Raw genomic sequence first — 11,636 nt, 5'->3', positions numbered from 1 at the left:
GATGAAAATGCTCCTCGTGATGAAGAAGCTGCCGGCTACTGGAAAGAGAACGGCATGCCAGAAGACAAAATCGCATATCTTCCGGCTTCTGACAACTGGTGGGCAGCAGGTCCAACAGGTCCTTGTGGCCCTGATACAGAAATTTTCTACTGGGTTGGCGAAGGTTTGCCTCCTGTTGGCTCAAACAAGGGTACAGATTCTGCAAACTGGATGGAAATCTGGAACAACGTCTTCATGCAGTACAATCGTGTTGATGAAAAGACACTTCTTCCGCTCGAAAAAAAGAATGTTGACACAGGTATGGGCTTGGAGCGTACAAACTGTATTCTCCAGGGCAAAAAATCTGTTTATCTCACAGAAGTTTTCCAGCCAATCATCGCAAAAATCGAAGAGCTTTCTTCCTATAAATATGGAAGCGATGAAGAAAAGGACAAGTCTGTTCGAATCATCGCTGACCATGCCCGCGCATCAGTATTCATCATTGGTGATGTTCGTGGCGTAAGCCCGGATCGAGTAGGTGCCGGATATGTTCTCCGCCGATTGATCCGTCGAGCTGTCCGACACGGAATGAAGCTCGGTATCGAAAAGGCATTCCTTGCAGAAGTCGCAAATGTTGTAATCGAAAACTTCAAATGCGCATATCCAGAGCTTGAGCAGAACGCTGACAAAGTTCGCAAAGAACTTACTGCCGAGGAAGAAAAATTCCGCGTTACACTTTCAAAGGGTGAGGCAGAATTCCAGAAACTTCTTCCAAATCTCATGAAGAATCCTAAAAAAGAAATCTCTGGCAAAGTTGCATTCCGCTTGTACGATACATTCGGCTACCCGCTTGAGCTTACTCAGGAATTGGGTGCAGAAAACGGCTTCACAGTTGATGTCGAGGGCTTCAAAGAGGCTGAGCGCAAGCATCAGGAAGCTTCAAAATCACTCGATGCAGGAAAGGCTAAGGGTGGCTTGGCAGAGCAGAGCGACACAACAACAAAATATCATACCGCAACACACCTTTTGCAGCAGGCTCTGGTCAATGTTCTCGGCGATCAGGTTGCTCAGAAGGGCTCAAATATCAATAACGAGCGTATGCGTTTCGACTTCACTTTCGAGCGTCCAATGACAAAAGAAGAAATCCAGCAGGTCGAGGACATCGTAAACGCCAAGATTAAAGAAGACTTGCCTGTAACAATGGAAATCATGTCGCTTGAGGCAGCTCAGAAAGAAGGTGCACGAGCATTGTTCACAAACAAATATGGCGAGGACGTTAAAGTCTACACAATCGGTAAAGATGCTAAAACTGACTGGTTCTCAAAAGAAGTTTGTGGCGGCCCGCACGTTCAGCACACAGCCCAGATTGGTGAATTCAAAATCCAGAAAGAGCAGTCATCTTCTGCTGGCGTTCGCCGAATCCGTGCTGTAATCAGCGGTGGTCTTCCGCTTGACCCACAATAATTTTTAATGTAACTAATTAGGAATAAGACTGTTCTTATTCCTAGAGGAAATTTAAATGAAAAAACTTGTACTTGCTGCAACACTTGCAATTTCAATGGCATTCGGTGCATTTGCTTTGTCGGATGATTTGCAGCCATTGGCTGTCGTAAAACTCAACAAAACCGAGACTATCACTCTCAAACAGCTCAAAAACCGCGTTGAGACTTATCAGAAGCAGAATAATATCGCGAGCTTCACGGTTGAGCAAAAAAAAGAAATTTTGGATGCCATGATTGATGAGAAGCTTGTTGTTCAGGCTGCTCAAAAAGAAGGTATGAACATCACTGACACTCAGGTTAATCAGTATTTCTTGCAGAATGTCAGCCAGCAGGTTGGACGCTCTGTTACAGAGGCGGAATTCTCAGAAATCGTCAAAAAAGAAACAAATCTTTCACTTGATGATTTCATGAAGCAGCAGGTTGGCATGGGTGTAAGCGATTACAAGGCTTATCTTAAAAACCAGCTCATTGCTCAGCAGTATGTTATTGAAAAGAAGAAGGGCGAGCTTACAAAAGTTTCTCCTACAGACGAAGATATCCGCAAATTCTACGATTTAAACAAGGCTTCTTTCGTTCAGAACGATATGGTTAAGCTTTTCCTTGTTGTAGTTCCAAAAGGAAGCAATCAGGAAGGTGCAAAAATCAAGGCAGAGGCTTTGCTCAACGGAATCAAAAATAAGTCTCTTTCTGTTGATAAAATCAAGGCTGACAGTGGCAAAGATTATCAGGGCGGAGATTTGCTGATTGGTAAAACTCCACAGCATGCTCAGCAGCTCGGAATTTCTTATGATGATTTGCTCGACCTTTTCAAAAAAGACTTGAATTATATTTCAACTCTTAATGAGACTTCAACTGATTATCAGTTCTATGTCGTAAGACAGAAATATGCTGCAAAGATGCTCACAATTTCTGATTTGGTTCAGCCGGAAACAACAATCACTGTTTACGATTATATCAAGCAGAATCTTACAAATCAGATGCAGAGTCAGGCTCTCGTTTCTGCTGTTCAGGACATCACAAAAAGCTTGCGTACTCCAAGTAATTTTGAGTACAAGCAGAAAGAGGAAAAACTCAAGAAATTACTTAGTTGGGAAAAATAATGTCACGAAGAAAATCTAGAATTATCGCATTCCAGGGGCTTTACTCTTGGGATGTCGGAGGAATGAGCGAAAAGGATGTCCTCGAGCTTGGTTGGGTTGATTCAAAAGCAGCTGAAATCAACGAAGAAGAGGAAAAGTCTGAAGAGTCAGCTCCAAAAGTCAAAATTGATGATGAGAGCGCGGCTTTTTCAAGAATGCTCATTGCCGGTACAATCGAAAATATCGTAAAGATTGATGAGATGATAAAAGCTCATCTTACGAACTGGGATTTTGACCGCGTAAACAAGGTTACAATCGCAATTCTTCGAATGAGTGTTTATTCACTTATGTTCACGAAAGAAATTGATGCTTCGGTTGTAATTGATGAGGCGATTGACATCGCAAAAAATTACGGTCCGGATGATTCGTATAAATTCGTGAATGCAATCCTCGACAACATAAAAAAATCGATATAAAATGGAATGACAAATTAAATCGGAGTTCCAAATGAAAAAATGTCCTGCCATAAGAAAAATATTCGCTTTTTGCTCAATTCTTTTTCTGGCAGGAATTTTTTTTGCTTCCTGCTCAAAATCTGATGATTCATCATTCATGAGCACGATGGAGAGCATTGATATCTTCATCAAGAATGGTGACACTTCTGAAGCAATGCGGCTTCTAAAAAAATCCGAAAAAAAAGCTTACAGTTCTTTTGCGCGGCTTGGAATTTACCGCCGCTACATGACTTTAGGTGAGGAAAAACGCGCGGAAAATGTTCTTGTAAAAGGACTCAAAAAACTTCCGGAAAATCCTGAGCTTACGGCTGTTTACGGTCATTTTTTGATTCGGCACGGGCAGCTTTCAAAAGCTCTTGACCTTACAAAAATTCTTGAGGGCACAAAATACGGCTCAATCCGCTCCGAAGCTCTCATGAAAACTCTTCTTCAAAGCGAAAATTTGGCAGAAAATTCTGCTCCGCTTTTTACCCGCGAAATTTCCTCTGCTTATTACGACACTTATGTTGGCACAAACGATTCTCGCTGGCTAAGAAACTGCGCGCTTATTTATCTTCTTTCTGGTGACTATGCAATGGCTTCTTCGCTGCAGAGGGAGCTTGAGGATTCACAGGACGCGCTTTTCTGGGGATTTGTTCAATATGATGCCGGGAACTACGATATTGCGGCACAAAATCTTGAACAGGTTAGTTCTCCTTTGTTGAGAAGCAGTGCGGCAATGCTTGCTTCTGATGCCTACATGATGCTTGATGATGAGGAAAGTGCCGAAGCCAACCGCGAAGAGTTTATAAATCAGGCAAAAAATTCCGGCACGAAAATTCCGCCGGCAATTTATGTGAATTCTGCTTTGTACGCTTTCAGGCATGAGAAATACCGTCAGTCTTATGAATATCTTTTGGAAGCATTGATTGCCGAGCCAGATTTTATTCCAGCATTGATTTCTTACGGAAAGCTTTCTTGGCAGGATTCACAGCCGTTGCAGATGACCGAGCTTGAAAAGGCGTTGCGAAAAACAACATTGCGTACAAACAAAATGCGTGAATATGACGAACGACCAAAATTCACGATTACTGATGCGTTGTACAGAATGGAAGAAACTTTGGAGCGTGAAAGCAGAGCTGGGCTTCGTCACAATGATGATTTGATTGTCGAACGGCTTTCGCTGTATCTCAAAAACAATCCTGATTTGAATCTCGTTCAGAAAACCGCAATTATTTGGAGCGAGCTTGAGCAAAATCAGATTGGAACGAATTTGTATCCTCCGCATTTGGTTCAGTTTGCCGTGCAGAAATTCCTTTCTTATGGATTGGTTGATGAAGGTCGCACGCTTTTTATGAATTATATCGATGCGAAATTTGATTTGAATTACCGCCAGCAGCAGACTGAGGCTGGAACAACAGAGACTGTAAAAACTGATATTTTTGGTGGCGAAAAAATCACTGTTGCGCCGGTCATCCCGGAGAGTGTGGCAAGACTTGCATTTGGAGACAGGGCTGCTGATAAAACTGAAAGAATGGAAATCTGGGAAGTTGAATTCGCGGCATATTTTTCATTGCTTGAAAAGAACATTTCAGCGGCAAAACGACTTTATGAATATGTGGATTTTGAAACAGGTGGTGTAAAAGCTGCGAATGTCACCGGAGACATAACGGCTGTTTCTCCGCTTGCGGCTTCTTCGAGTACGGCAAATCTTGCGATGATTTATTCAAGCGTGGGCGAACGCAGAAAGGCAATGTCGTTGTACACGCTTGCTGCAGGAAAGACAAAATCTTCGCAAATAAAATCAAAATTGCTTTATAGGGTTGCTAAAATTCAGATTGATATGGGTGATTTGGATAAGGCTAAAACTTCGCTCAAATACAGCATTTCGCTTGATCAAAGCAATGCGGATGCGAAACTTCTTCGCAGGCAAATCGAAAATAAATAAAAAGGCCCCGCACTTCAAACATTGAGGCGGGGATAAAGCAGAATTTTTGTTCCGATTACTCAACTACAGCGATGATGTCTGAGTTCTTTACGATAAGATACTCTTCGCCGTCCATTTTTACCTGAACTCCAGCGTATTTATCGTACATAACTCGGTCGCCAACTTTTACTGTAATCGGGTCTTTTTCTGTTCCTGGACCAACAGCTTCAACAGTTGCTGTCTGTGTTTTTTCCTGTGCAGTCTCAGGAATGATGATGCCTGATGCTGTTTTTGTCTCGGCTTTTTCCTGTTTAAGAAGAACTCGGTCTGCCAATGGTTTAAGTTTCATATATTTCCTCCAAAATTAATACATTTTGATACAATAAAAATATAGAATTTTTTATGAATCGGCAAGAAAAATATTTTTTACTACAACATTTTTTTTCTATGAAAAAATACAGGTATGTGTTATAATGTTATAAAGGATTTTCTACATGGAACGAAGTATTTTATTTGTAAGCGAAGCTCAGAATTTCTTGGTGACTGCGATGATAAAGGCTTTAAAAGAAGCCCGATTTGATGTCTCAACCGCTGAACCGGACATGGTTGAAATTTCGCTCATTCAAAATATTCCTGATATTTACATCGTCTATCTTGAAGGCGATCTAAATAAATTTAACGGAACCCTTAAGTATCTCAAAAAAATGGTAACGGAAGAGGGACATGATAGAATTCTTTATCTTATCGGCAACCCTATGGAAATTGAGGCTGCTTATGAAGTTTATCCAAAATCCCTTGTTTCAGCAGCATTCAGCCGCCCTGTAAATATTCAGGATGTTATTAAAAAGCTCAATATGCTTATCACGAGTGAAGCTGGTGGAACGCCTGGCCGCAAAAAGATTCTTGTTGTTGATGATGACAGCGTTATGCTCCGTACAATGAAGATCTGGCTTTCAAAAAAATATGAAGTTTATATGGCTAATTCCGGATTAAACGCGCTACAGTTCCTTTCAAGCAATCATGTTGATTTGATTCTTCTTGATTATGAAATGCCAGTTGCTTCCGGCCTTCAAATTTTTGAAATGCTCAAGCACGATGTCAACCTTTCTAATATTCCGGTAATCTTCCTTACATCTAAGGATGACAAAGAAACGGTTATGAAGGTTCTTGCTGCCGGTCCAGAAAAATATCTTCTTAAATCTTCAGAGCCTGACAGCCTGCTCAGAACTGTTGACGATTTCTTCAAAGGCAAGTAGTTAGTAGATTTTGTCGCTCAGCGGGGAGTTTGCATGCCAAAAAAAGATTTAGGTGCATTTTTCTTCTTGGATAATAAGAATTTCAGGATAACGATTCCTTTAACAACCTTAATCTGCTTTGTGCTCCTTCTTTTGATTGAGCATTTGGGCGGAACTGGTGTGCCGGATTTTTCTTTTAAGGGCTTGATGCTTTATAAAGTCCGTGTGTATTATCAGCTTATTCCCGTCATGCTGCTAACTTCGCTTTCGGGATATGGAGTTGGTACTTTTGTTGTCCTGCTATTTTTCCTTACTGAAGTTTTTGTAAGTCATCTGGTTCCTTATCACGCTTTTGTTCTTCTGATTGGCTCTCTTATCGCTAACACCCCGATTTTTCATCATTGGTACAAATCTTACTTCAAATCATTACTTGCGCTTATTCTGTTTTCTGTTTTGCTTGGAAATTCATTGAATGTTTTGCTTTCACTTCTGGAAGACCGGCCGATTAGTTTTATGGCGGGACTTTTCCATTTTTCTATAGCTTTCCCAGTTTCCGCAATTATTGTTGTATTTTGTTTCATTTATTACAATTATTTCCCTGAAAGCGTAAAAAAACTGTTCTTTACGAGTGTTTATGATTCCGAGGATATTACAAAACTGAGGGAAGCACTCGCCAAGCAGAGAGGCGGTCGAATCCGTACAAAACTTACATGGCTCATTCTTGCGGTGTCGTTTATTCTTCTGGTTTCTGGCTTCGGATTCGCGACTTTCCTGCTGAATAATTTTAGGAATATAACTCCGTGGCAGCAGGTTGTTTTTGCGACAAGGCTTGTCATCTTAATGTCGATTATTGCCACTCCTGTAATTCTTGTGGCCTTTTCTTACACAAATATTTCAATCACACATCCATTGCAGCTTCTTACCAAGGCGGTCGAGGATTCAAATGTCTGCAATATAACCGAGCATACGAGAAATGTTCCGCGACTTGATATAAAAACTCTGTCATTAAAGGCTTCTGGTGAAATCGGGATTCTCTATCGCTCACTGGTCGAGATGGTTTCGACAAACGAGAGCTACATCAAAAATCTTGAAAAATCCCAGCTTCTTGAAACTCAGCTTGCTTCGGCAAAGGCGGCTAACAAGGCAAAAAGTGAATTCGTGTCAAATATGTCGCATGAAATTCGTACGCCGATTAATGCGGTCCTTGGCCTCAACGAAATGATTCTCCGTGAATGTCACGAAAAAGACATCTTAAAATACTCGCGGGATATTGAGAACGCAGGAAAGAGCTTGCTTAACATCGTTAATGACATTCTTGATTTCTCAAAAATTGAGGCCGGAAAACTTGAAATTATTCCTACCAACTATGATTTAAGTTCTTCTATTAATAACCTTGTAAACATGATTTCCAGAAAGGCCGAGGATAAACATCTTTCGCTCAATGTTAATATTGCAAAGGATTGTCCGCATCTTCTTTATGGTGATGATGTCCGATTGTGTCAGTGCTGTGTAAATCTTCTTACAAATGCAATCAAATACACCAACGAAGGCTCGGTCACATTCTCAATCAGCGGAAAAAAGATTGATTATTCTCATGTTTTGCTTACCGTTCATGTCGTTGATACTGGCATAGGAATTAAAGATAAGGATATCCCAAAGTTGTTCACGGCTTTCCAGCGAATTGAGGAAGAGCGTAACCGAACAATCGAAGGAACTGGCCTGGGCTTGAACATCGTGCAGAGTCTTCTTACGCTCATGGATTCACGGCTTGAAGTTGTCAGTATTTACGGCGAAGGTTCTGATTTTTATTTCTCTGTATTGCAAGGAGTTATTGACTGGGAGCCAATCGGAGATTTCAAGGAATCTTACGAAAAATCCCTCAAAGCAACGGCAAGTTATCAGGAATTGTTTACGGCTCCAAAAGCACGAATCCTTGTCGTCGATGATACGGAGCTTAATCTTACTGTTGTTAAAGGCTTGCTCAAGCAGACTAAAATCCAGATTGACACCGTTCTCAGCGGTTTTGATGCGCTTGAGGCTCTTAAAAAGAATCATTACGACATTGTTTTCCTTGATCACCGAATGCCGGGCATGGACGGAATCGAAACTTACGAAAACATGCTTCGTCTCGAAGAAAATCAGAGCAAGGGCGTTCCTGTCATCGCGCTTACGGCAAATGCAGTTTCGGGAGCAAAAGAAATGTTCCTGGCAAAAGGCTTCTCTGATTACATGACAAAGCCGATTGAGGGCAAAAAACTCGAAGAATTAATCATAAAATACCTGCCAAAAAATCTCATAGAAAAGATTGAGATCAAAAATTCCGAAGAAGAGCTTATGTCTCTTGATGAAAACGGCGAGATTGCTCCACCAACAATTGATGATGAAAAGAAGATGTTTGAAAATCTTGAAGGAATATCTGTTGATGACGCGCTCAAATACACTGGCGGGGCGGAAATCCTGGAGCAGACTTTAAAAGAATTCTATAAGAATATTGATAAAAAATCTGCCGAAATTGAGGACTTTGCGGTCAAAAAGGACTGGAAGAATTACACGATTTGGGTTCACGCACTGAAATCTTCTGCAAGGTTGATTGGAGCGGATAAACTGTCGGAAGATGCAAAATATCTCGAAAAATGCGGTGATGATGAAAGTGAAGCTGAGATTCTTTCAAAAACTCCTGCTCTTCTCGAACTTTACCGTTCATACAAAAAAAATCTTGCTCCGCTCTGCAGCGAAAATCAGGACGATTCCGAAAAGGAAATGATGCCTGTTGAGCAGTATAATGAGGCTGTTTCCAATATTAAGGAATGTATAACGGCCTTTGACTTTGATACTGCCGACCAGATTATTGCGATGATGAAGGATTACAAAATTCCTGCGATGAAGAAAGAGCATTTTGAGGCTTTGCAGGATGCGGTAAGTTCAGTTGACAGAGACAAAATCCTAAAAATCGTGCTACAATAATTCGAACAGAAAATCCATCCATGGATTTTCTGATTCGTACGAGAATTTTTGTTCCAAAAATTCTCTCTTTGCTTTTTCCCTGCATCCATGCAGGGCCTGTTGGGGTATATTTTGGCGGATTATCATGTATTTGACCCGGCTCCTGAGGGCACGCCGGTTGCTAATTTTGTTCATCTTCATGTTCATTCTGATTATTCTTTGCTTGATTCTTGTGCTAAGCTCGATGATTTGGTCGCAAAGGCCAAGCGGCTCAATATGCCGGCTCTTGCGCTCACTGACCACGGAAATATGTTCGGCGCGCTCAACTTTGAGCATCTCTGCCATGTAAACGGAATCAACCCGATTGTCGGCGAAGAATTTTATGTCGCTTACGGCTCACATTTAGAGAAAAATTCCGTTCCATATTCACACAAGGGCGAGGACGGAGATCGCCAGGCCCGCTACTTCCACTTGATTTTACTCTGTGAAAACGAAACCGGCTACAAAAATATGAGCTGGCTTTCTTCAATCGCATATACCGAAGGAACATGGTACAAACCTCGAATCGATTTTGAGCTTCTCGAAAAATATCATGAAGGCCTCATTTGCTGCTCTGCCTGTATCGCAGGCGAACTTCCACAGCTTTTGCTTGCAAACAAGGACGAAGAGGCAAAAGAACTTGCCTTAAAATACAAAAATCTTTTTGGCCCAGACCACTACTACATTGAATTGCAGGATCACGGCCTTGAAGACCAGAAAATCGTCAACAAAAAACTGATTGCGCTGGCCCACGAGCTTGATATTCCGCTTGTCGTCACGAATGATATTCACTACATCGAAAAAGAAGACTGGGAAGCCCAGGACTGCTTGCGATGCATCGGCTTCAAAAAGAACATGAACGAGCCGCATCAGACAATGGGCGGTGACAAACACGAGTGGTATTTCAAAACTGAAGAAGAAATGCGGCTTTTGTTCCCGGACTGTCCCGAAGCTTACGACAACACAATCAAGATTGCCAATATGTGCAACCTTACCATTCATCAGTACAAAACGATGGAGCTCAAAGGCACGCTTCCTCGATTTGCCTTGCCAGAAGAATTCCAGACTCACGGCGAAGATTACGCGAAAAATCAGGACGACTACATGCGTCACCTTGTTGAAGAAGGATTGCGCAAACGTTACAAGGAAATCACGCCGCAAATCCGCCAGCGATGTGAATATGAAATGGGCATCATCCTGAAGATGGGCTTTTCGGGCTACTTCCTCATCGTTTGGGAATTCATCAACTGGTCAAAATCCACTTATGACAACGTAAACAACCGCCCCAAGCCTTACATGCCAATTGGCCCTGGCCGAGGTTCTGGTGCTGGTTCTCTCGTAGCCTACTGTCTTACGATTACGGACATAGATCCCTTCCGCTACAAACTGATTTTCGAACGATTTTTGAATCCTGAGCGAGTCTCAATGCCGGACTTCGACGTTGATATGGACTTCGACTATCGCCAGGACATTATCCAGCACACACGCGACTTGTACGGCGATAAAAAAGTCGGCCACATCGTAACGTTCGGAACTTTAAAGCCAAAGAACGTAATCGCCGACGTTGGCCGCACTCTGGGCATTCCGCTTTCTGAAGTCAACATGCTGAAGTCAAAAGTCTCTGAGAACTTAAAAACCAAGCTCAAAAACTGCTTTGAGCCACCGACCGAAAAATTCCCTGATGGCGGTCAGCTTGCGGAATTCAGGCACGATCCGCGATACGAAAAACTTTTTGACCTTGCCATTAAACTTGAAGGTTGTAAGCGAAACACAGGTCTTCACGCTTCGGGAATGGTTATCGGTCTCACGGAACTTCCGAACTGGGCTCCGGTTTTCATGGATTCTAAAACAGGAAAAGTCGGCGTTCAGTACACGATGGACATCATCGAGCCGTGCGGTCTTGTAAAATTCGACTACCTCGGACTCAAAACACTTTCTCTGATTCGATATGCCGAAAATATCATCAACAAGCACAAAAAGCCCGGAGAGCCGGATTTTGTCTGTGCAAAGGTGAGCGAAACTGACCCAAAGACCTTCGAGCTCTTTAAGCGCGGTGACTCTGCAGCTGTATTCCAGTTTGAATCTCCTGGTATGCAGAAGATTTTGCGCCAGTTCCAGCCGGAAAAACTTGAAGACCTGGTTGCGTTGAACGCTCTTTATCGCCCGGGTCCAATGGATTGTATTCCTGACTACATCGACGGCAAATGGAAGCCTGAGACTATTCACTATCCTGACCCTTGTTTGGAGCCGATTCTTAAGGAAACTTACGGCGTTATGGTCTATCAGGAACAGATTATGCAGGTCTCGCAGAAAATTGCGGGATTCTCTCTTGGTGGAGCTGACATGCTCCGTCGTGCTATGGGTAAAAAGAAGCCTGAAGTCATGATGGGCAAAAAAAAAGGAATTCGTTGATGGTGCTGTGGCCCAGGGATTTGAGG

At 42.3% G+C, this 11,636-nt stretch carries 7 protein-coding genes and 1 pseudogene; 7 read left to right on the top strand and 1 reads right to left on the bottom strand.

All coding sequences use genetic code 11. The features are described 5' to 3' along the window. From IJJ71_RS11535 to IJJ71_RS11520, 4 genes are all read left to right on the top strand, one after another. A partial coding sequence (locus IJJ71_RS11535) for an alanine--tRNA ligase (protein ID WP_296847182.1) occupies positions 1-1,443 on the top strand: 1,443 nt, incomplete at its 5' end. A gap of 55 nt (positions 1,444-1,498) precedes the next feature. Beyond that, a complete protein-coding gene (locus IJJ71_RS11530; RefSeq protein WP_296847181.1) occupies positions 1,499-2,581 on the top strand; it encodes an MOSP complex formation periplasmic protein, TDE1658 family in 1,083 nt (360 codons plus the stop codon). After that, entirely contained in the window at positions 2,581-3,036 is a 456-nt protein-coding gene (gene nusB, locus IJJ71_RS11525) for a transcription antitermination factor NusB (RefSeq protein WP_296847180.1), read from the top strand. Before IJJ71_RS11530 ends, nusB begins: the two co-directional genes overlap by 1 nt. 31 nt (positions 3,037-3,067) lie before the next feature. Further along, complete coding sequence (locus IJJ71_RS11520; RefSeq protein WP_296847179.1) at positions 3,068-5,002, top strand: tetratricopeptide repeat protein; 1,935 nt, start codon at positions 3,068-3,070, stop codon at positions 5,000-5,002. 55 nt (positions 5,003-5,057) lie between these two features. Here the strand turns inward: IJJ71_RS11520 and IJJ71_RS11515 are convergent, their stop codons facing one another. Further along, the gene (locus IJJ71_RS11515; protein WP_296847177.1) at positions 5,058-5,330 is read right to left on the bottom strand and encodes a co-chaperone GroES; all 273 of its coding nucleotides are present in this window, start codon (positions 5,328-5,330) and stop codon (positions 5,058-5,060) included. Positions 5,331-5,475: 145 nt separating this feature from the next. On the opposite strand from IJJ71_RS11515, the gene IJJ71_RS11510 reads away from it, so the two are divergent. The 3 genes and pseudogenes from IJJ71_RS11510 to dnaE form a co-directional block, all read left to right on the top strand. Beyond that, positions 5,476-6,237 carry a response regulator gene (locus tag IJJ71_RS11510; RefSeq protein WP_296847176.1) on the top strand — a complete coding sequence of 254 codons (762 nt, stop codon included), beginning with the start codon at positions 5,476-5,478 and terminating at the stop codon, positions 6,235-6,237. 33 nt (positions 6,238-6,270) lie between these two features. Beyond that, the gene (locus tag IJJ71_RS11505; RefSeq protein ID WP_296847175.1) at positions 6,271-9,180 is read left to right on the top strand and encodes a response regulator; all 2,910 of its coding nucleotides are present in this window, start codon (positions 6,271-6,273) and stop codon (positions 9,178-9,180) included. 111 nt (positions 9,181-9,291) lie between these two features. Then, positions 9,292-11,636 (top strand): annotated as a pseudogene (gene dnaE / locus IJJ71_RS11500) (DNA polymerase III subunit alpha); the annotation flags it as partial.

Origin of the sequence: Treponema sp. (assembly GCF_017430385.1) — a bacterium.
In the GTDB taxonomy this organism is placed as follows: Bacteria; Spirochaetota; Spirochaetia; order Treponematales; family Treponemataceae; genus Treponema_D.
This window is presented reverse-complemented; position numbering and strand designations above follow the sequence as displayed.

What these genes read in the sequence shown, in the direction of transcription:
- IJJ71_RS11530 (WP_296847181.1), top strand. Translation starts at nt 1,499, where the DNA reads ATGAAAAAACTTGTACTTGCTGCAACACTTGCAATTTCAATGGCATTC.
- nusB (WP_296847180.1), top strand. Translation starts at nt 2,581, where the DNA reads ATGTCACGAAGAAAATCTAGAATTATCGCATTCCAGGGGCTTTACTCT.
- IJJ71_RS11520 (WP_296847179.1), top strand. Translation starts at nt 3,068, where the DNA reads ATGAAAAAATGTCCTGCCATAAGAAAAATATTCGCTTTTTGCTCAATT.
- IJJ71_RS11515 (WP_296847177.1), bottom strand. Translation starts at nt 5,330, where the DNA reads ATGAAACTTAAACCATTGGCAGACCGAGTTCTTCTTAAACAGGAAAAA.
- IJJ71_RS11510 (WP_296847176.1), top strand. Translation starts at nt 5,476, where the DNA reads ATGGAACGAAGTATTTTATTTGTAAGCGAAGCTCAGAATTTCTTGGTG.
- IJJ71_RS11505 (WP_296847175.1), top strand. Translation starts at nt 6,271, where the DNA reads ATGCCAAAAAAAGATTTAGGTGCATTTTTCTTCTTGGATAATAAGAAT.